We start from the raw sequence: 26688 nt of genomic DNA, 5'->3' as shown, positions 1-26688 counted from the left end.
CCAACGCCGATAACCGGACTGCCGTAACAGGTAGTGAGGGCCTGCTGCCCTGTTCCACCTTAGCCTCCCCAGCCATGTTTCGTTTCCTGACCGTTGCCCTGCTGCTGGGCGGCCTGAGCGCCCCGCTCACTGGCCTCGCCCAAAACCGCACGCCCACTACGCCCACCCGCTACCAGCCCACCGAGCGCATTAGTCCGGTGCCTGGGGTGGTGCTGCCCACGGGGGTCGGCCAGGGTGGCGCCGAGCCGCTAGCAGTGCCCGCCGTGGAGCCTAACGCTCAGTTGCCCATGCCTAAGGTGCGGTTCGGGGTAGTAAGCGCCGATTCGGTGCAGATAGAGCCAGCCCCGGCCCCGGAGCCGCCCGTGCGCAAGCGCAAGCGCGCCGCCCGGCAGTAATATGCCGCCCAACTGTAGCGCGAAGCTCCGGCTTCGCGTGTCGTTGAACGACGTCGTTATCACGTCAGCAACGACACGCGAAGCCGGAGCTTCGCGTTATAGTCGGGCACCAAGGCATCCTGTTACTTCACCTTCACGGTGCCGTCGTCGGCATCCCGTTTTACTTTGTTGCCGTCGGCGTCTTTCACCTTGATGTCGCCATCGGCCTGCTTCACTATTTTACTGCCATCGGCGCCCTTAATGGTAGTGCCGGGGGGCAGGTCGGCGGCTTGCTCCAGGGGCGTTTCGGTGGTGGCGGGCGCATCGGCAGGTTCGCCAACCGAGGGGTCGGTGGTTTGTGAGCAGGCGCTGAGCAGCAGGGCGGCGGCGGCACTCAGGAGGATGGTCATTCGTTGCATGATGGACAGGGAAAACTATGTGGGCGAAACCGGCTGCCCCGCACAGGCCGCCGTAGGGCCTGCTACGTGCCGGAGCGTTGCCGCGTTGGCGCTGTCCTACCGTGGCACTCGCTTCCCGGCCCGGCCGATGCATGGGTCCCGCCGCTTTTGTAGCTTTGGTTTCTACTGTTTTCGTTATGGCCCCCGATACGCCCGCCGAGCTACTCCAGCTCACTTACCGCGCCGACCTCGACCTGCTGGTGGGCCGCTGGACTCATGAGCCCGACCCGGCCCTGCTGCCCGCCGCCTACCAGCAGTTGGCCCGCGCGGCCGAGGCCAGCAACTGCCGCTACTGGCTTCAGGACATCCGACGCCGCGTGGTGAACGACCCGGCCATTACCCGCTGGCTGCTCACCGAGTTCATGCCCAATATGGCCCGCCGCCTGGGGGGCGTGCGCGTGGCCTACCTCACCAGCCCTGCGCTGCTGGCCCACATCATGGCCGCCCCCGAGTTCAAGTCCGTGGAACACTACGCTGGCAAGCCCTATCAGGTGAATTTCTTCGGCGACGAAGGCGCAGCCGTGGCATGGCTTTTTGGGGTATAAATTTTAGAGTTTAGAGTTTGAATTGGTGGGTGGGGCCGTATGGTAGAAGGGGCAAGCACGGATGTTCAGTAGTAGTCCGGCAATGCCCCCACGACTCACCCACTCCCCCTACTACACTCCCCATACTCCCCCAATTCAAAATCTATAATTCCTCCCCCGTGTCCGCTCCAATTCAAAATTCAGACTCCATAATTCCTGATTCCCGCTTCTCCGCCGAAGTGCTAACGAAAGAGGAGAAGCGGAAATACCGCCGCCATATCCAGCTACCCGAAATTGGGGAGGCTGGCCAGTTGAAGCTGAAGGCTGCCCGGGTACTGGTGGTGGGCGCAGGCGGGCTGGGGTGCCCCGTGCTGCAGTACCTGGCGGCGGCCGGGGTGGGCACGCTGGGCATTGTGGATGCCGATGTGGTGGACGAGAGCAACCTGCACCGCCAGATTTTGTACGGGCCGGCCGATGTGGGGCGCAGCAAGGCCGAAACCGCCGCCGCAGTGGTCGCCCGTCTGAACCCGCTCATCGGCACCGAGGTGCATGCTGTGCGGCTCGATATGGGCAACGTTCGGGCGCTGGTAGGGGCCTACGATGTGGTGGTGGACGGCACCGACAACTTCGCCACCCGCTACCTGCTGAACGACGCCTGCGTGCTGCTGGGACGGCCACTCGTGTCGGGGGCCATTTATAAGTTCGAGGGGCAGGTATCGGTGTTCAACTTTGAAGGCGGGCCCACCTACCGCTGCCTCTTTCCAGTGCCGCCCGGCGCGGCGGAGGCCCCCAACTGCTCGGCTACCGGCGTGCTGGGGGTGCTGCCCGGCGTGGTGGGCACCGCCCAAGCCACCGAAACGCTGAAGGTGCTGCTGGGCCTGGGTGAGGTGCTTTCGGGCCGGCTCTGGCTCTTCGATGCCCTCACGTTTGCCACCCGCACGCTGCGCTTCGCCCGCCGCCCCGAACAGGCGGCCCTGTACCTGGGCACGGCCGATCCTGCCGCCTACGCCGAGTTGTGCCAGCCCGTGCTGCCCACCCTAACGGCCGCCGCGCTGCGCCGGGAGTTGGCCGGCCCCGCTGCCCCGCTGCTGCTTGATGTGCGCGAGCCCCATGAGTACGCCGCCGGCCACCTGTCGGGGGCCGTTTCGCTGCCCCTAAGCCAGCTGGAAGCGCGCGCCGCCGAGGTGCCGGCCACCGGCCCGGTGGTGGTGTACTGCCAGGGCGGCACCCGCAGCGTCCGTGCCGTAGCGCTGCTGCAGGAGGGGCTGGGCCTGCGTAATCTGCGGAGCCTGGACGGCGGGATACAGGGGTTCGGGGAGGGCTAACGGCCTTGCGTTGCCGCCCTCCGTGGGCACCTCACCCCCTAGCCCCCTCTCCCCCAAAAGGAGAGGGGGGACTAAAACTAATTTCTAGTTTAGTTGCGGCTGCTTTAGCTTTAGCAACTACAAGCTAGTCGCCCCTCTTCTTTTTGGAGAGGGGGCTAGGGGGGTGAGGCGCACGCGCAGAGCGGCTACGCGAGGTGCTAGCTGCCGGCGTCTATCACCCGGCGCTGCTGCTCGTACTGGGCTACCAGCTCGGGCAGGAAGGGGCGCAGGTTGGGCATCCGTACGTCGAGGCGTTCGAGGGCGGCGCGGGCTTCGGCCAGATGGTCGAGGGCCTGGCGGCGGGCGGCGGCCCCCGCCACTGTTTGGGTGCGGGCCACGCCCACCATGGCCGCGAAGGCCGCCGCCGTGTCGCGCTGCCGCGTTAGCTGGTCGGCCGTTATCAGCTCGGCGGCCAGCTCGGCAGCCAGCGGGGCCGCTACGGTACCAATCTCAATCAGGGCGTCGGCCTGGGCCTGGTCGCGGAGCTTGGTGAGGGCCGAGGGCGAGTAGGCGGCCACCTTGGCCAGGGCGGGCCGGGGGGTATCGAGCTGGAGGGTGCGCAGGCCGTTTACCACCACCAGGGCGGCATCGAGGGCGGCCGTTTCGGCGGCGTCTTTGGCGCTGGTGTAGCCGGCGGTGCCGGTGCTGCTGCGGGCCTGGGCCTGGGTGTCTACTTCGGCCAGCGCCTGTTGCAGGGTCTCGTAGTCGGGCAGCAGCTTGGCGTAGCGGGCCTCCCACTCGGGGCGGGTGCGGGTAAGCAGGGCCAGCACGCCCTGGGCCATAATGCGGTAATTCTGGCTTTTGTCGTCCATGGAACGGTAACCGAATGGAAGGATGGAAGATAGCCCCCGGTTGCGGGCCGGCAACTACCGGGTAAGCTAGCCAATGCCCCACCCAACTGCAAGTCGCGGGCAGTGGGGTTCTGGTCGGAGCCAGTCGCGCTCCCGCCACGGCCGTTCGCGTCCCCGCCACGGCCGTTCGCATCCTCGCCCAACCCGTTCGCGCCAGCAAAAATAGGATTCGCTTAAGCGTACGTAGGATGCGCACCATTACCGCAGCCGTTCGCGCCAAAGCAAGTAGGATTCGCACAGGCGTAAGTAGGATTCGCACGGGTGCCGCACCTGTTCGCGCCCTTGTCGGCACCGTTCGCGCTACGGCCGTGCTGGTTTGCGCTATAGTCGTTCAACGACCCGCCTGCGCCGTACCTTGCACGCCGTTATGCCCACGCCCCCATGCCTGCCACTGCTTCCCCCTCCGCCGCCCGTCCACGCATCCGCTTCGACCGCAACGAACTGGCCGGGGCCTTCGGCGACTTAGGGACTGATCTGCCCTTGCTCATCGGGGTAATTGCCGCCTCCGGCCTCGACAGCGCCGGGGTGCTCATCATGTTCGGGCTGATGCAGCTGTTTTCGGGCCTCTGGTATGGCATGCCGATGCCGGTGCAGCCGCTCAAGGCCTTCGCCGCCCTGGTTATTGCCCAGAAAATCCCCGGTCGCGTCATCTTCGGGGGTGGGCTGGCGGTGGGCGTGGGCATGCTGCTGCTTTCCGTTACGGGCCTCATCGATGGGCTGGCCCGCCTCGTGCCCAAGCCCGTTATCCGCGGCATTCAGTTCGGGCTGGCCCTGCAGCTCTCCACGCTCGCCCTCAAGCAATACGTGCCCGCCGACGGCCTCGGCGGTTATGCCCTGGCGGCGGCGGCCTTCCTGATAACGGTGGTGCTACTGGGCAACCGGCGCTGGCCGGCCGCGCTGGTCGTCGTGAGCCTGGGCGTTATCTACGGGCTGGTTTTTCAGCTCGATTTCAACTCGGCCCAGCAGGCCCTGGGCCTGCGCCTGCCCAGCTGGCACGTTCCCCAACTGGCCGACATTCTGGCCGGGGCCGTGCTGCTGGCCCTGCCCCAGATTCCGCTGTCGCTAGGCAACTCGGTGCTGGCCACCCGCCAGGTGGTGCAGGACTACTTTCCCGAGCGGCCCCTCACGGTGCGTAAAATCAGCTTCACCTACGCCCTCATGAACCTGGTGAACCCGTTTTTGGGTGGCTTCCCGGTCTGCCACGGCTCGGGCGGCATGGTGGGCCACTACACGTTCGGGGGCCGCACGGGCGGCTCGGTAGTTATCTACGGCGGGCTGTTTCTGGTGCTGGGCCTGTTTTTCAGTCAGGGCTTTCAGCAGCTGGTGCAGGTGTTTCCGCTGCCTATTTTGGGGGTGCTGCTGTTCTTCGAGGCCCTCAGCCTGGCCGCCCTGCTGCGCGACATCAGCACCGAGCGGGCCCACCTGCTGCTGGCGCTGCTCACGGGCATTCTCTGCGCCGGCCTCCCCTACGGCTACCTCGTTGGCCTGACCGTGGGCACGGCCCTCTACTACGCCATGCAACGCGGCTGGGTGGGCCTGGGGAAGTGATTTTTTAAGCTATTAGCTAATAGCTTCGGGGCAGCGGCGCGGGCGATAACCGCCGGACGCAGAGCCGCGTATTCGCGTCTCATCGTTGAACGAAACCAGCAGGAGGGCGCGGTATGCATAGCTGCTCAAGGGCCACCAGAACGAAAGCTACCAGCTAATAGCTATCAGCTAACAGCTCCAAAAATCAGTCCGGCTGAAATGGGGTGAATGGAGCAGGTTTTTCGTCGGCCCTGGCGCGCACGATGCGGTAGACCAGCGTCAGCACGAGGTTGTCTTTGGCCTGGCGGGTGCGGGCGATGAACAGGCCGGTGCCGGGCTGGGCGCGGGCCGGGCGGTAATCGATCTGGTTCAGCCAGGCGGCCTGTACCGTTACGTTCCGGTTCAGCTGCACGCCCCCGCCCGCGTATACCCGGTTGCGCTCGAAGTAGGGTCCCCGCGGGTCGAAGAACACCTCGTTGTACACCGACAAAAACGCCGTGCCGGGCTGCATGGTGGGGTTGTTGAGGGGCAGCACCGCGCTGAGCCGGTAGCGCTGCCGCCCCCGGTAGCGGGCTTGGTTAACAGGCACCACATCGTCGCGGAAGCGCGTCCAGCGCTGCTCTACCCGAAACCGGTGCTCCAGCTTAACGCGGCCCACGGGCTGGGTGAAGGTGAACTGCTGCCACAGGCGCCGCTCCAGGGCCAGGTAACCCGCGCTCAGGTCGCGGTAGTCGGCCGTGGAGTAGCGGCCGGTGCCCAGCAGCACCGTGAAGTTGTTGGTTATGTCGTAGCTGACTCCCCCCTTGATTTCGTTGTAGAAGAACTGGCGGGCAATGGCGTTGGCGCGGCCCTGCAACTCGAAGTAGCCGCCCCAGCCTTTGGGCCCGCCGGGCAGCACGAGCGTATTAATTGTCCAGGAGCCCCACTGCCGGTCGGGCGGGCGGGGGGCGGTTTGGGCGTGGGCAGCGGGGCCGGCCAGCAGCAAGAGGCCTCCCAGCAGCAGGGCGCAGGCGGTGGCTTGGGTGGGAGGGAGGGACGGCCGGTTCATGCCCCGAAGGTAGCGGGCCGGCGCTACTTGCGGTGGCAAACCACCGGCAGGCAACCCCGGCGGGCCGGCGCGCATCTGCGGCGTTACGTGCTGCTTTTCCTCTAACGTAGGCCCCTATGCTTCGCTTCCTGTTTCTGCCGGCTCTGCTGCTGCTGGCTGCCCCCGCCGTCCGCGCCCAGTCGGCCGCCGCCCTGCCCGCTGCGTCCGCCCCCTGCAACTGCGCCCAGAGCCTCGGGCAGATGCGCCAGCTTATCGAGGCCAACTACGCCGGCTACACCGACAAGGTAACGCCCGCCACCCGCCCCCGCCTCGATTCCCTGACGCGAGTGGTGCAAGCCCGCGCCGATACGGCCCGCGCCGCCAGCTGCGGTCTGGTATTGTACGAGTGGCTGACCTTTTTTCAGGATGGTCATTTGCAGATCAAGAACGACCAGCCCCTCCCGCAGCTCGACCCGGCTACTATCCGGGCCCGGTTTGTCGGTGCGCCCCGCCTGCCCTGGACCCGCGCTAGCTTCCGCGCTTACCTCGACGACCCCGCCCGCCCCAAACAGCCCCTCGAAGGCATTTGGCGCGACGCGGGCAACAATTATAGCGTGGGCGTAGTGGCCGCCGGTCAGCCCGCTCACTACCAGGCATTCGTGTTGCGGGCCGACAGCGTGTGGTGGGTGCCCGGCCAGGTGAAGTTCGCCTTTGCGACCCCCACCGCCGCCGGCCCCGCTACCGGCACCTACCGGATGCAAAACCACGAGGAGCAGTTGCGCCGCGTAACGCTGCCGGCCGAGGGCGTTATTCAGTTTGATGATTCGCCCTGGTACCGGGTGTACCCGCGGCCGGTAGCGGTGCCGCCCGCCCCGGCCCGCGTCGCCAATCACCGCTTCCAGATGCTCGACGACACCACGGCCCTCTACCGCATCGCCTCCTTCGACGGCCAGTACCGCCCCCTCATCGACTCGCTCACGAAAGCCAACGCCGCCAACCTGCGCCGCACCCGCCTGCTCATCCTGGACCTGCGCTACAACGGCGGCGGCTCCGATGGATCTTACCGCTCGCTCACGCCCTACCTCTACACCCAGCCCGTGCAAACCGTAGGCGTAGCCCTGCGCTCAACGCCGCTCAACAACGCCAAGTACAACGGCGCCCTCTACCCCGACATGAGCGTGCCCGAAAAGCTGTTCATCGCCCAGCTGCGCCGCCGCCTCGATGCCCACCCCGGCCAGCTTATCAAGCAGCGGCCCAACAGCGACGGGGTTTCGGTGCAGCGGCTGTCCCGCCGCCGCCAGCACCCCGAAGTAGCGCGCGTGGCCATCCTGCAGAACCGGGGCTGCGGCAGCACGACCGAGCAGTTTCTGCTCGAAGCCCGCCAGAGCGGCAAGGTCACGCTGTTCGGCGAGAACTCGGCCGGGGTGCTCGACTACGCCAACATGCAGTTCGCGCCCCTGCTCTGCCCCGGCCTACGCCTGGGCTGGGCCACCTCGCGCACTTTCCGCCTCGACCGCAACCAGGGCATCGACGGCGTGGGCATTGCCCCCACCGTCCGCCTCAACCCCAACGCCCCCGACATGGTGGAGCAGGTGCGGACCTGGTACCGGCAGCCGGGGCGCTAACAGAGCTGGGTAGGGGTGGGGCTTGTGCCCGCCCGCCACCGAAACGACCTCTCAAACGAGGACAACGCTCGTAACGCATCGTTTCTGCGGCGGGCGGGGTCAAGCCCCGAGCCCCTTATGCTCATCAAAACGGTGCCTGCAAATAGGGCCACGCGAAATAGAGAGCCGCGGCTTGTAGCAGCGTCAGCGCCAGGGTAACGCCCCAGAAAGCGGCTTTGCGGTTTTTATGGTGCAACAGCAGGATAGCCGCCCACGCGCCTGGCGCCGCGCCCGGCAGCGTGGCGAGGTGCAGCGTTTTTTCGGCAATGCGCCGCTGGCTCCGTTGGGCTTTCCGTTTATCCAGGGCGAAAAGCAGAAAGCACAGTAGATTGAAGAACAACAGGCAGCTCAGAAGTACATTCATGGTGCGGGAGGCGGGCTGCCGTTGGCGGGGCAGCCGAAGAGTGCATCGGCGGGGCCGCAAGTTATAGGGCCGGGTTCAGGCAAAAAGTCGAAAAGACCCAGAAGGCTTTGCCGTTACACTTGACGAGCCGCTTGGGTAGCCAGTGTCAGTACCTGGAATCAGCAGCTTCGCCTACCCCCCAATCGTGCTCATCGACTCGAAATTGAGCTGATGCAACGGGCGCTGGCTTTCAGCCTCGAAGCCGTTGGCGGCGCGGTGGCGGAAGGCATGGCTGAGAGCGGCTATCAGGTCGTCATCCGAAGCGCCGGTGCGCAGCATGGCCCGCAGGTCGAGCACGCCCTGGTCGTAGAGGCAGGTTTTAAGGCCGCCTTCGGCCGTGAGACGCAGGCGGTTGCAGGTGCCGCAGAAGGTGCGCGAGTAGGCCGCAATAATGCCCAGGCGGCCCTGGTGGCCGGCCACGGTGTAGTGGCTGGCGGTGTCGCCGGGGTGGGAGGGCACGGGTAGCAGTTCGCCCAGGTTGAGGGCTAGATGCTCGCGGATGCGGTGGTGATTCCAGGGCAGCGTGGCGGGTGTGGCCTCGTGGCTGCCGCCGTTGAAGGGCATCTCCTCGATAAAGCGCACCTCCACGGGCAGCTCGCGGGTCAGCTCGGCCAGCGGCAGCAGGTCCTCGATGTTCTGCCCGTCCATCACCACGGCATTTATCTTGACACGAATGCCGGCTTCCAGCAGCGCGTACAGCGTGTCGAGCACCCGGGGCAGCTCGTCGCGGCGGGTAATGGCGGCGAAGCGGGCGCGGTCGAGCGTATCGAGGCTGAGGTTGACGGTGCGCACGCCCAAACGGGCCAGCTCCGGCACGTGCGGAGCCGTGAGCACACCGTTGGTGGTCAGGCTCAGCTCCTCGATGCCGGGCAGCTCACTCAAGCGGGCCATAAACGGCACCAGGTCGCGCCGCACGAAGGGCTCGCCGCCAGTCAGGCGCACCTTGCGCACGCCCAAGCCGGCCAGCAGGCCCGTCAGGCGGAGCATTTCCTCGTAGGTCAGCAGTTCCTGCTTGGGCAGGTACTTGATGCCTTCCTCGGGCATGCAGTAGAAGCAGCGCAGGTTGCAGCGGTCGGTTACGGCCAGGCGCAGGTACTCCAGGGGGCGGTCGTGGTTATCGAACAGCACCGGCCGCGGGGTCGCTTCCCGCGACACGGACGGATTATCGGGAGCAGACGCGGATGAAACGGCGGAAAGGGCCATGAGGGAGCAGGAAAAAGGCGCGGCGGCCGGGCCACAGTGGCGGGGGCAACAGAACAAACGTAACACCAACGCGGTGGTTTGGGTTTGGTCTACGTACTATTGCCCCATCAGCCCAAAAAAACATGCGCCTAAATATAGCCTTGTTCGGCGTGGCCCGCGAAATCGTGGGCCAGTCCAGCCTCGAAATAGAAACCGCCGCCGGCCAGTCGGCCCAGGGCCTGCTCGCCGAGCTGCACGCCCGCTACCCCGCCCTGGCCAACCTGAGCAGCCTGGCCGTCGCCGTCAACAACGAGTACGCCGCCGACGATACGCCGCTGCACGAGCGCGACGAAATAGCCCTGATTCCGCCCGTTAGCGGCGGCTAGCACTAGCATCCTCCATATGATTCACATCGACCTGACCGATCAGCCCATCGCCATAGCCGTCGCCCTGCGCAGCGTGGAAGCCGATGGCGCGGGTGCCATCAATACGTTCATCGGCACGGTGCGCAACCAGAGCACCGGCCGCGCCGTGATCCGCCTGGAGTACGAGGCCTACGACAGCATGGCCCTGCACCAATTGCGCAAAGTGGCCGAGCAGGCGGTGGAAAAGTGGCCCATGCTGCAGAAAGTAACCGTAGTGCACCGCAAAGGCACCCTCTACATCGGCGACGTGGCCGTGGTGGTGGCCGTTTCCACGCCCCACCGCGCCGAAAGCTTCGCCGCCTGCCAGTATATCATCGACACGCTCAAGCAGGTCGTCACCATCTGGAAAAAGGAGTTCTACCAGGACGGCGACGTGTGGGTAGCGGCGCACCCTTGAGACTCTGCGAGTCAATTAAGAATTAATAATTAATAATGAAGAATTGGCCGTTGAACGGTGCCCAAATGGGTCGTTCAGCGGCCAATTCTTCATTATTAATTCCTAATTATTAATTAATCCCATCGCCTGCGCCGCTTCCTCCGGGGTGTTCACGTTGCGCAACTCGCCGGGAGCCGGTGGGGCCAGCAGCTCGATGTCGGAGTTGATGAGGGTTTTGCGCGGGCAGCTGTAGCCTAGGCTCAGGAAGCGCAATAACTCCCCGTAGCTGGCCGGCTCCCAGATGGTAATGAGCGGCTCGGGCCACTCGTTTTCGGGGCTTTGGAAGGTGGTGGCCAACCGGCCGGGCTGGCGGTTTTCCACCAGGTAGCCCAGCGTCGCTTCCGACAATAATGGCAGGTCGCAGGCCACTACCAGCCAGGCGGCGTTGGGGTCGAGGCGGAAAGCCGAGAGCAGGCCGCTGAGCGGGCCGAGGTCGGTGAACGAGTCGGGCAGCGGGCGTAGGCCGGCGTATTCGAGCTCCGTAATCTGGTCGGGGCGGCAGGAAACGTGCACGTCGTGGCAGAAGGGGGCCAGTAGTTCGGCGGCGTAGGCGCGCTGCTCCTGCTGGCCGTGGTAAGCCAGCTGGCCCTTATCCTGGCCCATGCGTTGGCTGCGGCCGCCGGCCAGCACCAGGCCCCGGAGTGGCGGAGCGGCGGCGTGCCACTCGCGCAGCACCAGCTCGGCCAAAGCGGCGGTATCGGCCAGGGGTAGCAGCGGCACCTTGGTTTCGGCTAAGTGCGCCAAGAGGTAGGCGGGCACTTCGGTTACGCCTTCGGGCAGCAGCAGGGCGCGCACATCGGTAAGGCGGTCGAGCTTCTTGTCCAGCGGCTTGGTGGGGTCAAGAATTACCAGCTGTTGGCGCGCCCGAAAGTGGTTGCCGTTTACCAGCGTCAGGCTCTGGCGGGCCAGCAGCTCGGGCTGGCTGAACCGGTCGAGCGGCCGGCGCACATCGAGGCGGGCGAAGCTGATGTTGTCGGTCAGCTCGGCATTGGCCCCGGCGGCCAGCATGCCGGTTTCGGGCGCGGTGCCGTTGCGCACGGCATCGGCGGCGGCGTGGTCGGCATCCACGTAGGCCACGCGCAACGTAGGCGCCAGCAGCGGCAACAGCCGGGCCGCCAGCTCCTTAATCCGGCCGCAGGGCGCCCCCAGAATGGCCAGCTCGCGGCGGCCGAATTCGCCCAGGTCGGGTCGGGCCAGGGCGGCGTGCTTGCGGCGCGGGGCCGGGGCAGCCGGGTCGGAAGTGGGGTCGGTGGGGTTAAGCTTCATGCTGAAAGTCGCTTTTGCCGCCGCTTTTGCTGAGCAGGCGGGTTTCCTGAATAACGATGTCGTGCGAGAGGGCCTTGCACATGTCGTAGATGGTGAGGGCGGCTACGGAGGCCCCGGTCAGCGCCTCCATTTCCACGCCCGTTTTGCCCGTTACGGTGGCCGTACACTCAATCAGCACGGCGTCGGGCCCGTCGGGTTCAATGGTTACCCGGCAGTTGTCGAGGCCCAGCGGGTGGCAAAGCGGAATCAGCTCGGAGGTACGCTTGGCGCCCATAATACCGGCCAGAATAGCGGTCTGAAAAACGGGGCCTTTGCGGGTAGGCAGGTCGCCTTCCTTTACCAGGGCCATAATTTCGGGGCCGAGCACCACGCGGCTGCGGGCCACGGCTACGCGGCGGGTGGGGGTTTTGGCCCCCACATCTACCATGGCGGGCTGGCCGGAGGCGTCGAGGTGAGTGAGTTTGGCAGAATCGGACATGGCAGGATGAAGCAGGCGGAATGGAATGAACCGACAAGTTCGGTACTTGATTGGAAAGAACGGTCATTCCGACGAAGGAGGAATCTCGCGTGCAGTCGGAAGAACAATGGGTATGTTTACTGTTGCACGCAAGATTCCTCCTTCGTCGGAATGACCATTCTTTCCGTTCAACCTTGCTGCTCATGCTCCCGCCCATGATTTCAGTTGCCGAAGCCACCCGCCTCGTCGCCGCCACCATCCGCCCGCTGGGTACCGAACTGCTGAGCCTGTCGCTGGCCGCCGGCCGCATCCTGCACGAAGACCTGCGGGCCGACCGCGACTTTCCGCCCTTCAACCGGGTGGCCATGGATGGTATGGCCCTGCGCTACGACGCGCTGGTTGCCGGGCAGCGGGAGTTTCTGATTGCGGCTACCCAGTTTGCCGGCCAACCGCCAGTAACCGGTACCCCCGCCACCGCTGCTGTCGAAATAATGACTGGCGCCATGCTGCCAGCGGGGCTTGATACGGTGATTCGCTACGAAGACCTTTTGTTCCGCACCGACGAAACCGGCCAGCGCCATGCCACCGTGCAGGCCCTGCCGCCCCGCGCCGGCCACAACGTACACCGCCAGGCCGCCGACCGCCAGTGCGGCGAGTTGCTGGTGCCCGCCGGCACCCGCCTGGAGCCCGCCGAAATGGCCGTGGCCGCTACCATCGGGGCCGCCACAGTAGCCGTGGCGCGGCGCCCGCGCCTGGCCGTGGTGGGTACCGGCGACGAACTGGTGCCCATCAGTGCGCAACCCGCCGCCCATCAGATCCGGCGCTCCAATGCCCTGATGCTGCAGGCCGCTGCCTGGCAGGCCGGCGCCGAGGCCGATAGCTTCCACTTCGACGACGACCCGGCCGTGTTGCACCAGGAGCTGCCGGCGCTGCTGGCCGGCTACGATGCCGTGGTGCTGAGCGGGGGTGTTTCGATGGGCAAGGCCGATTTTCTGCCCGAAATATTGCAGGAACTGGGCGTGGAGCAGCGGTTTCATGGCGTGGCCCAGCGGCCGGGCAAGCCGTTTTGGTTCGGGGCCCGGGCCGGTGGGGCGGTGGTATTCGCGCTGCCCGGCAACCCGGTGTCCACGTTCATGAATTTCTACCGCTACGTGCAGCCCTGGCTGCAAGCCAGCCAGCAGCCCGCCGGAGTAGCTGCAACCGGCCGCGGCCCGGTGCCGGCCGTGCTTACCGCGCCCATCGAGTTCAGGCCCGCCATGACCCACTTCCTGCTCGTAAGCCTGGAGTACAGCCCCGATGGCCGCCTGCTGGCCACGCCCGAGCGGGCCGGCGGCTCCGGCGATATGGCCAGCCTGCTCACGTCAGGCGGCTTTCTGGAACTGCCCCCCGAAATGGAGCACTTCCCGGTGGGCATCGTGCTGCCGGTGTGGCGGTTTCGGGAGTAAGAGACTACTATCTCAATAGTGCCTCCAGAGCCATTCGCGTCTTAATTGCCTGCCTACGATTCACTCCCGGCCCAGCACACTCCTCATAAAAATCAGGCGCATAGAAACATGCGGTCCGGGAGTTTGCACGGGTTAGAAACCAGAGCGTTACAGTACTTGCATCCTCAATTATGCATTCTTCATCACTGGAGCGGGCATCATTGTTGCGCACCTGCCAAAGCTGAGTTGGGTGCAGGTTTTTCCACGTCTGCTTTAGTACCGGTTCAGATACGCGCTGAGGCAGAAAGTACTGATTGGTATCGGGCTGAATAGCCCGGAAGCGGGCTTCCTGCTTGCTGAATTTCTGCGTGAGGCCGCCGGGGATGTAATGGCCCTGAGTCGGTTGATAAGGGCTGCGATACGTGAAAAAATACACCTGCTGCCCCTTCTTCGACAGAATCAACATATTTGGGCCTTGGTTCCAGGAGCCCTGCTGCTGATAGACAATGGTGCTATCAAAATGCTGCTGCAAGAATCGGTACAGCGGTGGAATTGACCCGGGTGGCGCTACGGCAGTAGAGTATTGGCTGCCAATGGCTTCGCCAGGTGTCGATAGCACGGTGGTAAGGGCGCTTACAAGTGGAAGTAGCAGCATCGTTCTTTGAATAGAAGAGCCCTGCCATATAGTAGCGTTCAACCCTGCACCACCTCAAAATCGTGGCCGCAGTGGAAGCAGTGGCACTGGGGATTATCGGAGGCCAGCAGCCAGAAGCGGAGCTTGACGAACAGGTTGTCGGTGGGGCCGGGCTGGTGGCGGCACACTACGTCGTGGTGGTGGCAGCGGGGGCAGCGGGTGGCGGCTACGTCGGTCGTTTCGGGGGCTGCTTCGCGCTCAGCGGCGTCGGGGGCCACGGCGTGCATGTGGGTTTGCTGGGGGTGCAGCGTTTCGCGGGCCGTCTCCACATCGGGGGCGCGCACATAAAGGCCCACATGGCCAAAGGCCGGACCATAAGGGCGGCTTTCATTGCTCAGAAAGCACGGAATGCCGGCCGCGTCGAGCTGGTTGCGGGCCAGGTGGGCAGCAATGGAATCGGTGAACGAGTCGAGCAGCACGATAGCGGCCGCTTCGGAAGGAACATCTGCCGGCATGGAGTAATGCGCGAAATCGGGAATTCGCTAAAACAAACGCGGCACCCAGATGGGTGCCGCGAAAGGTACGCAATAGGAGCCGGAAGCCGACCTACTTAAACAGGTCGAGGGCCTTGATAAAGGTCTGGGATACACCCCAAAGCAGCGGTATGCCTACGAAGGCCCAGGCCAGAAACACGGCCCCGCCCGAACCGGGCGTTTCGGGCGTAGCGGAAGAAACAGGAGGCTGATTCATGTTGATTTAGAGCTTAGTAGTTGGTGCCCCAGGCTTCGTTGGCAGTAATTCGGATGACGTTCAATCCAAAGCACTGCCAACGAAGCCCGGGGCACAAAAAAATTAGTGTCCGCCGGGCTCTGCTTTAACGGGGCCTTTTTCGTTGTATTTCTCGTTGACGGCCGTAACGGCAAAGTTGGCCAGCAGGCCCACTACCAGCAGGCCGGCCATAGCGTAGAACACTGTTTGGTAGGCGGCCGCGCCGGTGAAGCCCTCCGCTTTGCGGCTCTCGTGCAGGAAGTTGACGATGAGCGGCCCCAGCACGCCGGCCGTACTCCAGGCCGTAAGCAGGCGGCCATGAATGGCCCCCACCTGGTACTTGCCGAACAGGTCGGAGAGGTAGGCCGGAATGGTAGCAAAGCCACCGCCATACATACTGATAATTACGCAGGCTACGCCCACGTACAACGCCAACTGCGTGTTGCGGCCCAGGGTCGGGATGAGGGCGTAGAGCAAGATGCCCAGCCCGAAATAGATGGCGTAAGTGGTTTTGCGGCCCATTTTGTCCGAAGCCGACGACCAGAAGAAGCGGCCCAGCAGGTTGAACAAGCTCAGCAGGCCCACGAAGCCGGCCGCCGCCGCTGCCGTTACGCCACGCCCCGCGCCCATAACGGCATCAGAAAAGGACTCCTGGATAAGAGGAGAAGCCGTTTCGAGCACCCCGATACCGGCCGTTACGTTGGTGAGCAGCACCACCCACAGCAGCCAGAACTGCGGCGTTTTCAGCGCATTGTCGGCCGATACGTTGCTGCTGGTAATCAGGGCACTATGCTGGGGGTTGGGCACGTAGCCGGCCGGGGCCCAGTCGTCGGCGGGCACCCGGATGGTCCAGACGCCAAACTGCATGAACAGCAGGTAGATGACGCCCAGCGTGAGAAAAGTAGCGGCCACGCCCAGCGTACCCGTGCCGCTGGTTTTGAAGTGGTCCATGAGAGCCACCGACAGTGGTGAAGCAATCATGGCGCCGCCGCCAAAGCCCATAATGGCCATGCCGGTAGCCACGCCCCGGCGGTCGGGAAACCACTTAATGAGCGTGCTCACCGGCGAAATATACCCGATGCCCAGCCCAATGCCGCCCACTACGCCGTAGCCGAAGTACACAATCCAGAGGTTGTGCAGGTGCACGCCCAAAGCCGCAATAAAAAAGCCGCCGCTAAAGCATAGCGCCGAGGCCATCATGGCTTTGCGCGGCCCCACACGTTCCAGCCACTTCCCAAAAATAGCCGCCGAGAGACCCAGCAATACAATGGCAATCGAAAAAATAATGCCCAGTTGCGTGGGCGTCCAGTCGGCGGCGGCGGGGGCAGCCGGGTCGCCGCTGATGAGGGCGCCCAGGGGCTTTTTGAACACGCTGAAGGCGTAGGCCTGACCGATGGCGAGGTGGATTGCCAGGGCGGCGGGCGGAATCAGCCAGCGGTTGTAGCCCGGCCCGGCCACGGTGCGGCTGCGGTCCAGTAACGATGCTTCTGCCATAAAACAGGTGGTTTGGGAGTGGGAAGAACGAACGAAATCTTGCCCTGCTCCGGCATTCGCCCAGCGGCTTACCAGATTAGGGTTCAATAAGGTAGACGTCTGACACGGGGTTTAAGCCACTTTTGGTCAACTATTTTTTGGAAAATTGCTATAGCTCGTGGCCCCCGTCGGCCCGACTGCTACTGCTCAGCTGGTTGCCGGCCCAGCCAGCCACGCACGCCCCTGGCCCGCGCCGACTTCAGGAAATCCTGAATGCCATCGGCCATATGCCGGACCATCTGCTGCTGCCGGGCGGGGTCGGTGAGAATTCGCTCGTCCTCCGGGTTGGAAATAAAAGCGGTTTCCACCAGCGCATTGGGGTAGTCGGTGGGGCCGTTGAGGGCGAAGTTGAAGTTGCCCACCAGGCCCCAGCCCGGCAGCCCGGTTTGCTGCATGCGCCCGTACAGTGCCTCGGCCAGCGGCCGGAAGGCCACGTAGCGGTAAAAGGCGCTGGTACCCCGCGCCGCCGCACTGCCCGCCGAGTTTACGTGCACGCTCACCAGCAGCGCCGGCCGCTGCCGCTGCAGCAGGGCTACCCGCTTGGCCATATCCAGGCTCACATCCGCGTCGCGCGTCAGCACCACGCGGGCGCCGCGGCGCTCCAGTTCCTTCTGTAGCTGCCGCACAATGGCCAGCGTGAGGTCTTTCTCGCGGGCCCCGCCTGCGCCCACGGCGCCCACATTGCTGCCGCCGTGGCCGGCATCGAGGGCCACGCGCAGGCCGCGCAGCTGCAGCCGCGCCGGCGGCCGGGCCACCCGCACCACCAGCGTATTCTGCTCGTAGCCGATGTGGTAGCCCCAGCTCTGGCGGTGGCGCAGCGACAGCACCAGCCGGAACACATCGGCCTGCGGCTGCTCGTAGTACACGGCTCCCAGGGCCTGCAAACCGGCCCGCTGGGTTATCCAGTTGGTGTTGGAGGTAGCCCCGAACACGTCAATCACCAGCCGGGTGGGGTTGGCCAGCAGCTGCGAGCGGTAGGGCAGCCGCTGCGTAAGCGGCAGGCGCACGTAATCGGCCAGCGAGTCGCCCTGCACGCTCCACGAGCCGGTGAGGGAAGTGGGTACGAAGCCGCCGGGTGGTAGCAGGCGGGCTCTTTCGAGGGGCAGCCAGGCATATTGCCCTTCCGCCAGCCGCACCCGGTACTGGTCTGCTACCCGGCCCACTACCTGCAGCACCACCAGCGAATCGAGGTAGCCCAGCTTGGCTCCGCCCAGGCGGTCGTTGCCGAGGCCATAATTAAGGTGGGCCAGCGTGGTGCGGGTAACGGCCAGTAGCGGCTGCCCGGGGCGAAGCAGGCGCACGGGCGCGGGTGTCGGTAGCGAGTCGTGGCGGCCGTTGGGCAGGCGCAGGTGCAGCCATAGCGGCCGGCCGGCGGCTCCGCCCAGCGTATCGGTAGGTTGCACTATATAGGTGCCCTGGTATACGCCCCGGCGGCCACCAGCCAGCGTGGGGGCCAGTTCCGTCAGAGGCCGGCCGTTGAGAAAGGTGGCCTGGCCACCCGGCGTGCCCAGCAGGCGTACTTGCAGCGCATCGCCAGCACTGAGCCACTGTTCGCCGGCTGGCACCGTTTCAACTTTCTGAATCGGCCGTTGCGCCTGCGCTACGGCTACCGGCAATAGCAGCCCGCCGGCCAGCAAGGCTGCCCACCGGGCCGCCAAAAAAATGAGAAGCTGCCGCATAGCGAAGGGAAAATAAGGATACCACGCTCCGGTGGCGCTGGTTAAGGCCAGCTCAGCTAGGGCTGCTTCACGGCCTGGCCCAGGTCTTTCACGTCGCGGCTCGTTTCGAGGGCCGTAAACTCGGTTTGCAGGGCCCGGATGTGCAGTTCGTCGCGGCCTTTAATATCGAGGCGGATGGCGCGAAATTGGGCGTTGAGCTGGCGGCTGACGGCCGTGGCATAGTCCCAGTCGCGCTGGCTCCATTGCCTGCGACGGGCCCGCACCTGCTGCATAAACTGCACGAAGGCCGGCTCGATGGTGGCCGGCGTGAGGCCGCTGATACTGGCGTAGGGACCCAGCAAGTCGTTGCTGAGGGCCTGCTCGGTGGCGGGGTCGAGGGGCTGACGGTTGCGGACCCGCGAAACGGAATCGAAACGGGCGGCGCGACGGCCGGCCACGCGCAGCTTACCGGCGGCGCGCTCGGCCAGCGTGTCGAGCTTCTGGGTTTCTCTTTCCACCACCTCCTGCCGCTCGCGCGGAGTTGAGTCGCAGGAAGAAAGCAGGCCGGCGGCAGCCAGGAATGAAAGTAAAAGGGGTATTTTCATGCCCCAAGGTAAAACTTGTCGGGCATACTGCGCCGGCCCGGTTCTCCCGCCATCCTAGCGTCCGGCCAGCCGGAAGGTGAAGGGCACATCGATTTTTGATACCACGGCGCGGCTGCCCACGCGGGCCGGAATCCACTGGTCGGGGATGCTACGGGCTACGCGCAGGGCCTCCTCGTCGCAGCCCGAGCCAATGCCCAGCAGCACCTGCTGGTTGCTGGCGCGCCCGAGCGTATCGACGGTAATCGTGACAACCACGCGGCCCTGCACATTTTTGGATTCGGCAACGGTTGGGTAGCTGAGCCGGCTCGTGTAGGTGGTCAGTTCGGGGTCGCCGCCAATGAAGAAAACCGGATGCGTGACCCGTGCGCGGCTCCACTCGCCGGCGGCCATGCTTACCGGATACAGCACGTCGTCGAAGGGCCGGAAAAAAACCAGCCGGCCGGCCGAGTGGTCATATTTCTGGGTGATGACCTGCGAGCCGTTGCGGGTGGTGGCGTAGTATTCCCAAACGCCCACTTTCTCGCCCTTCTCCATCAGGCCACTGCCGGCGGCTGTTTTGCGCAGCTTCTGAGCCGTGGCCGGGGCCGCCAACAGCAGCCCACAAGCCAGGCTGAAAAGGAAAAAGTATCTCATAGCAAAAGGGTGGGGCAGGATGGGAGGCGGCGCAGCCGGCAAAGCGCACCGGTTGATAACACAAATAAAAAGATTTCTTTAGTGCAAATTAACCGGTAGTATGCCGTAAGTTAAAGTAAGTGCTTAGAATATGGCAGGAATACCAGAAAAGCGTATTACTATCCAATTGCAGCCAATGCCGGACAGATGCTGTCTCAGGATAAATCCTATTGTTTCCTGATCAGATGCTTCCTCTTTAACTGCGCAAGAGTTAAGCTATTCCAACTCCTCGCGCAACGTGCGCAACTGCTCCTGTAAGCCAGGCCAGGCCGGGCAAAGTTGCTCCAGGCGCAGCAGTACTTTCAGCGTGCCGCGGGCGTCGCCAAGGGCGCGCAACATCAGGCTCTGGCCCGATAGTGCCCCGAAGTGGCGTGGCTCGCGGCGGAGGGTTTCGCGCACATCGTTCAGGGCGGCTTTGTATTCGCCGCGCAGAAAGTAAGCGGTGGCCCGCTTGTTCCAGCCCTCGGCGTAATCGGGAGCCGTTTCGGTGAGAAAGGTAAACTCCGCAATAGCCAGCCCATAGTCGCCGGCCGAGAGGGCGCGGGTGCCGGTTTCGAGGCGCTTATCGAGCAGCGGGTGGCCGGCCGTGAGCCATATTTGCCAGATGCCATCCTGCAGCGTCTCGATTTCGGCCGGCGCCGTGGCCTCGCGCAGGCGGCTGAACAGGTCGTCGAGCATGAGATGAGGTGGTGAAGGGGTAGATAGGGTGTAAAAGTACGACTGTCAGCCTGCCAAAGGAAGAACCTTATCACGCACGAACAGCATGATAGGGTCCTTCCTTCGTCAGGCTGACAGGGCCGCGCAAACGTCAACTCCCCATTTCACCCCGCTAAAAAAGCGCGGCCGCCACCTGGCGGATGCTGTCGGACTTGCCCATGCTGTAGTAGTGCAGGCAGGGCACGCCGTGGGCCATCAGCTCGCGGCTCTGGTTGATGCACCATTCCAGGCCAATCTGGCGGGCGGCGGCGTTGTCGGGGGCTAGGTGTACGGCGTCGGCTAGGGCTTCGGGCAGGTTAAGGTAAAAAGTGCGCGGCAGCATGGTAAGCTGGCTTTTGGTGGTGAGGGGCTTGAGGCCGGGAATGATGGGCACCAGAATGCCGGCCTCGCGGCAGCGCCGCTCGAAGGCAAAAAACTGCTCGTTGTCGAAGAACATCTGGGTCACGATGTACTCGGCCCCGCGGTCGACTTTGTGCTTGAGGTAGCGCAAATCGGCCCCGTAGTTGGGGGCTTCAAAGTGCTTTTCGGGGTAGCCAGCCGTGCCGATGCAGAAGTCGGTGGCCCAGGTATCGTCCTGTTCTTCATCCAGATACGCGCCTTTATTAAGGTCGGATACCTGCCCAATCAGGTCGCAGGCGTAGCTGTGGCCGTCGGGCTCGGGCACGAAGCGGCCCTCGCTCTTGATGGGGTCGCCGCGCAGGGCCAGCACGTTATCAATGCCCAGAAAGTGCAGGTCGATGAGCGCGTTTTCGGTTTCCTCCTTCGTGAAGCCCCCGCAAATCAAATGGGGCACAGTATCAACGTCGAAGCGGTTTTTGATGGCCGCGCAGATGCCCACCGTGCCGGGGCGGCGGCGCACGGTTTTCTTTTCGAGCAGGCCGTTGGGGTGCTGGCGGTACACGTACTCCTCGCGGTGATACGTCACATCAATAAACGGCGGCTTGAACTCCAGCAGCGGCTCGATATTGGAAAACAGCGTCTGGATGTTCTCGCCCTTTTTGGGCGGCAGCACCTCGAAGGAAAACAGCGTTTTGCCTTCGGCGCGGGTCAGGTGGTCGATTACTTTCATGGTGCTTGCCCACGCAACCCAGGGCTAAAGCCCTGGGCTAGTCAGCGGGTTTAGGAGGCGAAGGGTAGAATAGGGTTGGGGGAAGCGCTCCGTAGCCCAGGGCTTTAGCCCTGGGGCGTTGGAACAGGCGCCACGTTGCTTTGTGCGGGTACAGCCGGCTCGTAGTTCAAATTCGGCATCAGCCAGCGCTCCAGCTCCGGCAGGGGCATGCGCTTGCGCGCGGCCAGGTCGGCCACCTGGTCCTGCCCCACCCGGCCCAAGCCAAAATAGCGCGAGTCGGGGTGGGCGTAGTAGAGGCCGCTGACGGACGAGGCGGGGTACATGGCCAGGTTTTCGGTGAGCGAGATGCCGGTGGTGTTCTCGGCGTCGAGCAGGTTGAAAAGCGTGATTTTCTCGGTGTGGTCGGGGCAGCCAGGGTAGCCGGGAGCGGGCCGCACGCCCTGGTATTTCTCCTGGATGAGGTCGTCGTTGGAGAGGCTTTCGGCCGGGTTGTAGCCCCAGAATTCCTCGCGCACTCGCTGGTGCAGCCGCTCGGCGAAAGCCTCGGCCAGCCGGTCGGCCAGGGCCTTGAGCATGATGCTGCTGTAGTCGTCGTGCTCGGCGGCGTACTGGGCCAGCAGCGGCTCGATGCCCAGGCCGGCCGTAACGGCAAAGCCGCCGATGTAGTCGGTGCGGCCGGTTGCGCGGGGCGCCACGAAGTCGGAAAAGGCCAGGTTAAGCACGCCGGCAGCCTTTTCGCTCTGCTGGCGCAGGGTGAAGAACTCGGCCTGCACCTGCTGGCGGGAGTCGTCGTGGTACACCTCAATTGTGTCGTGGTCCACGGTATTGGCGGGCCAGAAACCGATGACGGCACGGGCCGTGAGCAGTTTCTCATCGATGATGCGGCGGAGCATCCGCTGGGCATCCTGGAAAAGCTGGGTGGCGGCCTCGCCCACGGTCGGGTCGTCGAGCAGGCGGGGGTAGCGGCCCTTCAGCTCCCAGGTCTGGAAAAAGGGCGTCCAGTCGATGTATTCGGCAAGCTCGGCCAAGTCGTAGTCCTCCAGCACCCTGGTGCCCAAAAAGCTGGGCTTGGTGATGGGCGTGGTTTCCCAGTCGGCCTTAAAGCCGTTTTCGCGGGCGGCTTCAATAGTGAGGTAGGCCTTTTCGCGCTGGCGGCCGGCGTAGTCGTTCCGGAGCTGGCGGTACTCGTCGTGGATGGCGCGGGCATAAGTTTCCCGGGCCGAGCCGAGCAGGCTGGCGGCCACGCCTACCGAGCGCGAGGCATCGTTCACGTGCACTATCGGCCCCGAGTACTGGGGCGCGATTTTCACGGCCGCGTGCAGCCGCGAAGTGGTAGCGCCGCCGATGAGCAGCGGCGTTTTCAGGCCGCGCTTTTCCATTTCTTGGGCCACGTACACCATCTCATCCAGGCTGGGCGTAATCAGCCCGCTCAGGCCAATCATATCGGCGCCCTGCTTCTGGGCCTCGTCTAAGATTCGTTCCAGCGGCACCATCACGCCCAAATCCACGATGTCGAAGTTGTTGCAGGCCAGCACCACGCCCACGATGTTCTTACCGATGTCGTGCACGTCGCCCTTCACGGTGGCCAGCAGGATCTTGCCGGCCGTCTGCCGGTCGCCACTCTGGCGGTCGGCCAGCAGATAGGGTTCCAGATAGGCCACCGCTTTCTTCATCACCCGGGCCGATTTCACCACCTGGGGCAGGAACATTTTGCCGGCCCCAAACAGGTCGCCGACCACGCCCATACCGGCCATCAGCGGCCCTTCAATTACTTCCAGCGGCCGGTTCAGTTCCTGCCGGGCCGCCTCGGTGTCCTCGTCGATGAACTCCGTAATGCCCTTGATGAGGGCATGGGCCAGCCGCTCCTGCACCGGCAGGTTGCGCCAATCCAGACTACCGGCAGCCGGCTGGTTGCTCGTGCCCTTCTGGTCCTTCACGGTTTCGGCGAAATCCAGCAGCCGCTCGGTGGCGTCGGCGCGGCGGTTGAGCAGCACGTCTTCCACCAGCTCCAGCAGGGCTGGCGGCACCTCATCGTACACGGCCAGCTGGTTGGGATTCACGATGCCCATATCGAGGCCGGCGCGGATGGCGTGGTAGAGGAAGGCCGCGTGCATGGCCTCACGCACCACGTCGTTGCCCCGAAACGAGAAGCTGATGTTGCTGACGCCGCCGCTGGTGAGCACACCCGGCAGGTTGGTTTTTATCCAGCGCACGGCCTCAATAAACTCCACGCCGTAGTTGCGGTGCTCCTCCAGGCCGGTGCCTACGATGAGGATGTTGGGGTCGAAAATGATGTCCTCGGCCGGGAAGCCTATGCCCATCAGTAGCTCGTAGCTGCGCTGGCAGATGGCAATGCGCCGTTCCAGCGTGTCGGCCTGGCCGTCCTCATCAAAGGCCATGACTACCATGGCGGCCCCGTACTGGCGCACGGTGCGGGCCCGTTGCAGGAACACCTGCTCGCCTTCTTTGAGCGAAACCGAGTTGACGATACTCTTGCCCTGCACGCACTTAAGGCCGGCCTCCAGCACGCTCCATTTCGAGGAATCAATCATCACCGGCACCCGCGAAATGTCGGGCTCCGAGGCAATCAGATTCAAAAACGTGGTCATGGCCAGCTCCGAATCGAGCATGCCCTCATCCATGTTGATGTCGAGCACCTGGGCGCCGCCCTCCACCTGCTCGCGGGCCACGGCCAGCGCCGCGTCGTAGTCGCCGGTGCGCACGAGGCGGGCAAAGGCCCGGCTGCCCGTCACGTTGCACCGCTCGCCCACGTTCACGAACAGGCTTGCGGGGGTGATATTGAACGGTTCGAGGCCGGCGAGGCGGGTTCCGCTTGTAGTAGAGGTGGAGAATGAAGCGTTAAAAACTTCTCCGTTCGAACCCACAGCCGGCTGTTCTCCGGCAGCAATTTTTACTTCCAACTGGCGCGGCTTGTACCGCTCTGCCAGCGCATTCAGCGCCGCAATGTGCTGGGGCGTGGTGCCGCAGCAGCCGCCCACCACGGTCACGAGGCCCTCCTTGAGGTAGTTCTCCACCACGTCGGCGAATTCCTGGGCCGACTCGTCGTAGCCGCCGAAGGCGTTGGGCAGGCCGGCGTTGGGATAGGCCGAAACGTGGACATCGGCGAGGCGGGCCAGCTCCTGCACGTAGGTTTTGAGCTGGTCGGCCCCCAGGGCGCAGTTGAGGCCCACGCTGAGCAGCGGCAGGTGGCGGATGGAGTTCCAGAAGGCCTCTACTGTCTGGCCCGAGAGGGTGCGGCCCGAGGCGTCGGTAATCGTGCCCGAAATCATGATGGGTACTACCCGGCCGCCCTCATCGAAGAACTGTTGCACCGCGAACAGGGCGGCTTTGGCGTTGAGCGTGTCGAAGATGGTTTCAATCAGCAGCGCATCCACGCCCCCATCCACGAGGCCGCGGACCTGCTCATGGTAGGCGGCGGCCAGCTCATCGAACGTCACGGCCCGGAAACCGGGGCGGTTCACGTCGGGCGAGAGGCTGGCCGTGCGGTTGGTGGGCCCCACGGCGCCGGCCACGAAGCGCGGCTTGTCGGGCGTCAGGGCCGAATACTCGTCGGCCGCCGCCCGCGCCAGCCGGGCCGACTCATAGTTCAACTCGTACACCACGTGCTCCAGCCCGTAATCGGCCTGGGCAATGGTGGTGCCCGAAAACGTGTTGGTTTCCACCATGTCGGCCCCGGCGGCGAAGTACTCGGCGTGAATGCCGCGGATAATATCGGGGCGGGTGAGGCTGAGCAGGTCGTTGTTGCCGCGCAGGGGCTTGGGGTGGCCCTGGAAGCGGGACCCGCGGAAGTCCTCCTCCGTCAGGGGGTGGCGCTGAATCATGGTGCCCATAGCCCCATCGAGTACCAGCACGCGCTGGCGCAGGATGGCGTGAAGGGGAGAGGTAGCGGCAGTAGGGGCGGGGGTGGCGAAAGTGGTCGGCATAACGGCTCGGCTGGAAAAAATCGGCGATAAAAACGCCTATCCAGAAAGAGCCGGGCACGAGGCCGGTTCCGCACTTATCTTCTTCCAGACCGACCAGCGGCTTGAAAAGGGAGTTAGCACCTTGCTTTAAATCAGGTTGCTAAGACGTCGTCGGGCCCAATCCCTCGGTCTTTCTGGATAAGTAACGGGACGAAGATAGAACCGAAAACGCGGATTGCAAGGCTCCGGGCCGGCCGCTGCATCAGGTTTCAGCTGGGTATCGGCAATACCCACCATGAAGCTCAGCTGGTTTCCGGGTGAAACGGATAGTCTTTCTATCTTTTGGGCGGCGCTTATTCTATTCAACGCTTATCCGGCACAATGGCCAAACTACTCTATACCGCCCTGGCAGTGAGCCTGCTGTTGCCGCCCGCACTTACCGGCCATGCCCAAACCCTGACCCCCCGCGGCCTGACGGGCACTTATTACCGGGGGCAGAACTTCGAGCGGGCCGTACTCACGCGCATCGATGACCAGTTGGATTTCGAATGGAAGAAGCGCGCACCGGCCCCCGAACTGCCGGCAGAGCACTTTTCGGTGCGCTGGACGGGCTTTTTGGAAGCGCCCGTGACGGGCCAATACACGCTGCACCTGACCGTGGACGACGGCGTGCGGGTTTGGCTGGGCAACAAGCTGTTGTTTGAGTCGTGGAAGGATCAGTACTTCACCGACGGCCAGGCCAAAGTGCGGCTGGTAGCGGGCCAGCGCTACGCGTTGCGCGTGGAGTACTACCAGAACGTGCTGGACTCGCGGCTGCTGCTGGCCTGGCAGCGGCCCGATGCGTCGATGACCGATTTTTTCAGCGGCCAGTCAGTTATCCAACCTATTCCGATGCGCTACCTGTGGTCGGCCCGGCCCGTGCGGATCAGGCTCAACAATGCAGCCGACTCAGCCGCCTATCTGGCTGCCCGATTTGCGGGCATCAGGAGTACGCCCTCCAAATCGGCGCTGGTAATTGGCTACCGGCCCCGCCTAACGCCCGCGCCGTTGGCCAGGTCTGCGCCCGCCGTAGCGACCAAGCCCGTACCTGCGCCCGCCGTGGCCGCCCGCCCGCCGCTACCGAAGTCCGCGCCGCCTACCCCCGCAGCGTCCCAGCCGGCGCTGGCCGGGCTGGGGAGCCTGGCCAAAGGCGCGGCCCTCACACTGTCCAACTTGTATTTCAGCCAGAGTACGGCCGACTTATTGCCCGCCTCGCGGCCGGTGCTCGATGAGCTGGCCCAAATCCTGCGGCGGCAACCCGCCCTGCGCCTCGAAGTAGTGGGCCACACCGATAATGTGGGCGACGCCGCCCGCAACCGGCTCCTGTCGCAACAACGGGCCCGGGTGGTGCGCCGCTACCTGGTGCAGCAGGGCATCGACTCGCTGCGCCTGACGGCCGTGGGCTACGGCGGCGCTTACCCGGTGGCCGACAACCGCAACCCCAGCCTGCGCCCCCGCAACCGCCGGGTAGAAGTGATAGTGCGGTAGAATTTAACCCATCAGCTGACTGCCATCAGCCGTTAGCTGCCGTTTTGGATAACCCCGGTCTGATTTGGGAGGATAAGACCGCCCAGCCAACACCGCCCCCAATTTCGCGTAAGCCATAGTCCACCTGATTATTTCCGCTGATTATGGCTACTAAAAAGAATTCCGCCGCCGACTCGGCCGCCACGCCCGCCGCCAAACAA

The 26688-nt window shown here is 64.4% G+C and carries 26 protein-coding genes and 1 riboswitch; of the genes, 9 read left to right on the top strand and 17 right to left on the bottom strand.

All coding sequences use genetic code 11. From position 1 onward, the window contains the following. Positions 1-74: 74 nt before the first annotated feature. The gene (locus BLW21_RS11190) at positions 75-395 is read left to right on the top strand and encodes a hypothetical protein (protein WP_092740002.1); all 321 of its coding nucleotides are present in this window, start codon (positions 75-77) and stop codon (positions 393-395) included. A 122-nt stretch (positions 396-517) separates the two neighbouring features. Here BLW21_RS11190 and BLW21_RS11185 read toward each other — a convergent pair whose 3' ends face one another. After that, the gene (locus BLW21_RS11185; RefSeq protein WP_139255179.1) at positions 518-793 is read right to left on the bottom strand and encodes a hypothetical protein; all 276 of its coding nucleotides are present in this window, start codon (positions 791-793) and stop codon (positions 518-520) included. Positions 794-969: 176 nt separating this feature from the next. Between BLW21_RS11185 and BLW21_RS11180 the strand changes: the two genes are divergently transcribed. Together BLW21_RS11180 and moeB are read left to right on the top strand one after the other, a co-directional pair. Continuing rightward, positions 970-1377 (top strand): hypothetical protein, encoded by a 408-nt coding sequence (locus BLW21_RS11180; RefSeq protein ID WP_092739998.1) that lies wholly within the window; start codon positions 970-972, stop codon positions 1375-1377. A 218-nt stretch (positions 1378-1595) separates the two neighbouring features. Then, a complete protein-coding gene (gene moeB / locus BLW21_RS11175; RefSeq protein WP_092739996.1) occupies positions 1596-2681 on the top strand; it encodes a HesA/MoeB/ThiF family protein in 1086 nt (361 codons plus the stop codon). A 197-nt stretch (positions 2682-2878) separates the two neighbouring features. Here the strand turns inward: moeB and BLW21_RS11170 are convergent, their stop codons facing one another. Continuing rightward, entirely contained in the window at positions 2879-3532 is a 654-nt protein-coding gene (locus BLW21_RS11170) for a hypothetical protein (RefSeq protein WP_092739994.1), read from the bottom strand. A gap of 420 nt (positions 3533-3952) precedes the next feature. On the opposite strand from BLW21_RS11170, the gene BLW21_RS11165 reads away from it, so the two are divergent. Next, positions 3953-5119, top strand: a complete 1167-nt coding sequence (locus tag BLW21_RS11165) for a putative sulfate/molybdate transporter (protein WP_092739992.1) — start codon at positions 3953-3955, stop codon at positions 5117-5119. A gap of 184 nt (positions 5120-5303) precedes the next feature. Here BLW21_RS11165 and BLW21_RS11160 read toward each other — a convergent pair whose 3' ends face one another. Continuing rightward, positions 5304-6146: a DUF2490 domain-containing protein gene (locus BLW21_RS11160; protein ID WP_092739990.1), complete on the bottom strand. Its 843-nt coding sequence runs from the start codon at positions 6144-6146 to the stop codon at positions 5304-5306. A gap of 116 nt (positions 6147-6262) precedes the next feature. Here BLW21_RS11160 and BLW21_RS11155 point away from each other — a divergent pair, with 116 nt between their 5' ends. Next, positions 6263-7750, top strand: coding sequence for a S41 family peptidase (locus BLW21_RS11155; RefSeq protein WP_092739988.1), 1488 nt, complete (start codon positions 6263-6265; stop codon positions 7748-7750). Positions 7751-7874: 124 nt separating this feature from the next. On the opposite strand, the gene BLW21_RS11150 is transcribed toward BLW21_RS11155, so the two are convergent. After that, the gene (locus tag BLW21_RS11150; RefSeq protein ID WP_092739986.1) at positions 7875-8153 is read right to left on the bottom strand and encodes a DUF1294 domain-containing protein; all 279 of its coding nucleotides are present in this window, start codon (positions 8151-8153) and stop codon (positions 7875-7877) included. A 171-nt stretch (positions 8154-8324) separates the two neighbouring features. Next, complete coding sequence (moaA, locus tag BLW21_RS11145) at positions 8325-9320, bottom strand: GTP 3',8-cyclase MoaA (RefSeq protein ID WP_092740119.1); 996 nt, start codon at positions 9318-9320, stop codon at positions 8325-8327. A gap of 197 nt (positions 9321-9517) precedes the next feature. On the opposite strand from moaA, the gene moaD reads away from it, so the two are divergent. Together moaD and BLW21_RS11135 are read left to right on the top strand one after the other, a co-directional pair. Beyond that, on the top strand, positions 9518-9760 hold the full coding sequence (moaD, locus tag BLW21_RS11140; protein ID WP_092739984.1) for a molybdopterin converting factor subunit 1: 243 nt from the start codon (positions 9518-9520) through the stop codon (positions 9758-9760). Positions 9761-9776: 16 nt separating this feature from the next. Further along, positions 9777-10196, top strand: a complete 420-nt coding sequence (locus BLW21_RS11135; protein ID WP_092739982.1) for a molybdenum cofactor biosynthesis protein MoaE — start codon at positions 9777-9779, stop codon at positions 10194-10196. 102 nt (positions 10197-10298) lie between these two features. Here BLW21_RS11135 and BLW21_RS11130 read toward each other — a convergent pair whose 3' ends face one another. Together BLW21_RS11130 and moaC are read right to left on the bottom strand one after the other, a co-directional pair. Further along, positions 10299-11501 carry an NTP transferase domain-containing protein gene (locus BLW21_RS11130; protein ID WP_217633857.1) on the bottom strand — a complete coding sequence of 401 codons (1203 nt, stop codon included), beginning with the start codon at positions 11499-11501 and terminating at the stop codon, positions 10299-10301. After that, the gene (gene moaC / locus BLW21_RS11125; protein ID WP_092739980.1) at positions 11491-11979 is read right to left on the bottom strand and encodes a cyclic pyranopterin monophosphate synthase MoaC; all 489 of its coding nucleotides are present in this window, start codon (positions 11977-11979) and stop codon (positions 11491-11493) included. Before moaC ends, BLW21_RS11130 begins: the two co-directional genes overlap by 11 nt. Positions 11980-12161: 182 nt before the next feature. On the opposite strand from moaC, the gene BLW21_RS11120 reads away from it, so the two are divergent. Continuing rightward, positions 12162-13403: a molybdopterin molybdotransferase MoeA gene (locus tag BLW21_RS11120; RefSeq protein WP_245711873.1), complete on the top strand. Its 1242-nt coding sequence runs from the start codon at positions 12162-12164 to the stop codon at positions 13401-13403. A 7-nt stretch (positions 13404-13410) separates the two neighbouring features. Here BLW21_RS11120 and BLW21_RS11115 read toward each other — a convergent pair whose 3' ends face one another. The 10 genes from BLW21_RS11115 to metH form a co-directional block, all read right to left on the bottom strand. After that, a complete protein-coding gene (locus BLW21_RS11115) occupies positions 13411-14037 on the bottom strand; it encodes a hypothetical protein (protein WP_092739978.1) in 627 nt (208 codons plus the stop codon). 38 nt (positions 14038-14075) lie between these two features. Next, the gene (locus BLW21_RS11110; RefSeq protein WP_092739976.1) at positions 14076-14531 is read right to left on the bottom strand and encodes a putative signal transducing protein; all 456 of its coding nucleotides are present in this window, start codon (positions 14529-14531) and stop codon (positions 14076-14078) included. 91 nt (positions 14532-14622) lie between these two features. Further along, positions 14623-14766, bottom strand: a complete 144-nt coding sequence (locus BLW21_RS21520; RefSeq protein WP_175470937.1) for an MFS transporter small subunit — start codon at positions 14764-14766, stop codon at positions 14623-14625. Positions 14767-14868: 102 nt separating this feature from the next. After that, the gene (locus BLW21_RS11105) at positions 14869-16278 is read right to left on the bottom strand and encodes an L-lactate MFS transporter (protein ID WP_092739974.1); all 1410 of its coding nucleotides are present in this window, start codon (positions 16276-16278) and stop codon (positions 14869-14871) included. 179 nt (positions 16279-16457) lie between these two features. Continuing rightward, entirely contained in the window at positions 16458-17996 is a 1539-nt protein-coding gene (locus BLW21_RS11100; protein ID WP_092739972.1) for an N-acetylmuramoyl-L-alanine amidase, read from the bottom strand. A 56-nt stretch (positions 17997-18052) separates the two neighbouring features. Continuing rightward, the gene (locus BLW21_RS11095; protein ID WP_092739970.1) at positions 18053-18580 is read right to left on the bottom strand and encodes a hypothetical protein; all 528 of its coding nucleotides are present in this window, start codon (positions 18578-18580) and stop codon (positions 18053-18055) included. A gap of 54 nt (positions 18581-18634) precedes the next feature. Next, positions 18635-19213 (bottom strand): energy transducer TonB, encoded by a 579-nt coding sequence (locus BLW21_RS11090; protein ID WP_092739968.1) that lies wholly within the window; start codon positions 19211-19213, stop codon positions 18635-18637. Between the two features lie 255 nt (positions 19214-19468). Continuing rightward, positions 19469-19930 carry a tetratricopeptide repeat protein gene (locus tag BLW21_RS11085; RefSeq protein ID WP_092739966.1) on the bottom strand — a complete coding sequence of 154 codons (462 nt, stop codon included), beginning with the start codon at positions 19928-19930 and terminating at the stop codon, positions 19469-19471. A 151-nt stretch (positions 19931-20081) separates the two neighbouring features. Beyond that, complete coding sequence (metF, locus tag BLW21_RS11080) at positions 20082-21038, bottom strand: methylenetetrahydrofolate reductase [NAD(P)H] (RefSeq protein ID WP_092739964.1); 957 nt, start codon at positions 21036-21038, stop codon at positions 20082-20084. A 104-nt stretch (positions 21039-21142) separates the two neighbouring features. Further along, positions 21143-24982 (bottom strand): methionine synthase, encoded by a 3840-nt coding sequence (metH, locus tag BLW21_RS11075; RefSeq protein ID WP_092739962.1) that lies wholly within the window; start codon positions 24980-24982, stop codon positions 21143-21145. Positions 24983-25053: 71 nt separating this feature from the next. Next, a riboswitch (SAM riboswitch) is annotated at positions 25054-25166 on the bottom strand. Between the two features lie 176 nt (positions 25167-25342). Here metH and BLW21_RS11070 point away from each other — a divergent pair. Further along, positions 25343-26488 carry a PA14 domain-containing protein gene (locus tag BLW21_RS11070; protein WP_092739960.1) on the top strand — a complete coding sequence of 382 codons (1146 nt, stop codon included), beginning with the start codon at positions 25343-25345 and terminating at the stop codon, positions 26486-26488. The last annotated feature ends 200 nt before the right edge of the window (positions 26489-26688 follow it).

The sequence above is a fragment of the Hymenobacter psychrophilus genome (assembly GCF_900107135.1).
GTDB classification, from domain to species: Bacteria; Bacteroidota; Bacteroidia; order Cytophagales; family Hymenobacteraceae; genus Hymenobacter; species Hymenobacter psychrophilus.
The sequence above is the reverse complement of the archived record's forward strand: the minus strand, read 5'-3'. Positions and strand labels throughout refer to the sequence as shown.

Bases quoted from the DNA above. Each gene is read 5' to 3' on its own strand.
- moaD (WP_092739984.1), top strand. From the start codon at position 9,518: ATGCGCCTAAATATAGCCTTGTTCGGCGTGGCCCGCGAAATCGTGGGC.
- BLW21_RS11180 (WP_092739998.1), top strand. From the start codon at position 970: ATGGCCCCCGATACGCCCGCCGAGCTACTCCAGCTCACTTACCGCGCC.
- BLW21_RS11185 (WP_139255179.1), bottom strand. From the start codon at position 793: ATGCAACGAATGACCATCCTCCTGAGTGCCGCCGCCGCCCTGCTGCTC.
- BLW21_RS11095 (WP_092739970.1), bottom strand. From the start codon at position 18,580: ATGAAAATACCCCTTTTACTTTCATTCCTGGCTGCCGCCGGCCTGCTT.
- BLW21_RS11165 (WP_092739992.1), top strand. From the start codon at position 3,953: ATGCCTGCCACTGCTTCCCCCTCCGCCGCCCGTCCACGCATCCGCTTC.
- BLW21_RS11070 (WP_092739960.1), top strand. From the start codon at position 25,343: ATGGCCAAACTACTCTATACCGCCCTGGCAGTGAGCCTGCTGTTGCCG.
- BLW21_RS11115 (WP_092739978.1), bottom strand. From the start codon at position 14,037: ATGCTGCTACTTCCACTTGTAAGCGCCCTTACCACCGTGCTATCGACA.
- BLW21_RS11100 (WP_092739972.1), bottom strand. From the start codon at position 17,996: ATGCGGCAGCTTCTCATTTTTTTGGCGGCCCGGTGGGCAGCCTTGCTG.
- BLW21_RS11090 (WP_092739968.1), bottom strand. From the start codon at position 19,213: ATGAGATACTTTTTCCTTTTCAGCCTGGCTTGTGGGCTGCTGTTGGCG.
- BLW21_RS11120 (WP_245711873.1), top strand. From the start codon at position 12,162: ATGCTCCCGCCCATGATTTCAGTTGCCGAAGCCACCCGCCTCGTCGCC.
- metH (WP_092739962.1), bottom strand. From the start codon at position 24,982: ATGCCGACCACTTTCGCCACCCCCGCCCCTACTGCCGCTACCTCTCCC.
- BLW21_RS11105 (WP_092739974.1), bottom strand. From the start codon at position 16,278: ATGGCAGAAGCATCGTTACTGGACCGCAGCCGCACCGTGGCCGGGCCG.
- BLW21_RS11170 (WP_092739994.1), bottom strand. From the start codon at position 3,532: ATGGACGACAAAAGCCAGAATTACCGCATTATGGCCCAGGGCGTGCTG.
- metF (WP_092739964.1), bottom strand. From the start codon at position 21,038: ATGAAAGTAATCGACCACCTGACCCGCGCCGAAGGCAAAACGCTGTTT.
- BLW21_RS11085 (WP_092739966.1), bottom strand. From the start codon at position 19,930: ATGCTCGACGACCTGTTCAGCCGCCTGCGCGAGGCCACGGCGCCGGCC.
- BLW21_RS11110 (WP_092739976.1), bottom strand. From the start codon at position 14,531: ATGCCGGCAGATGTTCCTTCCGAAGCGGCCGCTATCGTGCTGCTCGAC.
- BLW21_RS11130 (WP_217633857.1), bottom strand. From the start codon at position 11,501: ATGAAGCTTAACCCCACCGACCCCACTTCCGACCCGGCTGCCCCGGCC.
- BLW21_RS21520 (WP_175470937.1), bottom strand. From the start codon at position 14,766: ATGAATCAGCCTCCTGTTTCTTCCGCTACGCCCGAAACGCCCGGTTCG.
- BLW21_RS11150 (WP_092739986.1), bottom strand. From the start codon at position 8,153: ATGAATGTACTTCTGAGCTGCCTGTTGTTCTTCAATCTACTGTGCTTT.
- BLW21_RS11190 (WP_092740002.1), top strand. From the start codon at position 75: ATGTTTCGTTTCCTGACCGTTGCCCTGCTGCTGGGCGGCCTGAGCGCC.
- BLW21_RS11155 (WP_092739988.1), top strand. From the start codon at position 6,263: ATGCTTCGCTTCCTGTTTCTGCCGGCTCTGCTGCTGCTGGCTGCCCCC.
- BLW21_RS11135 (WP_092739982.1), top strand. From the start codon at position 9,777: ATGATTCACATCGACCTGACCGATCAGCCCATCGCCATAGCCGTCGCC.
- BLW21_RS11160 (WP_092739990.1), bottom strand. From the start codon at position 6,146: ATGAACCGGCCGTCCCTCCCTCCCACCCAAGCCACCGCCTGCGCCCTG.
- moaC (WP_092739980.1), bottom strand. From the start codon at position 11,979: ATGTCCGATTCTGCCAAACTCACTCACCTCGACGCCTCCGGCCAGCCC.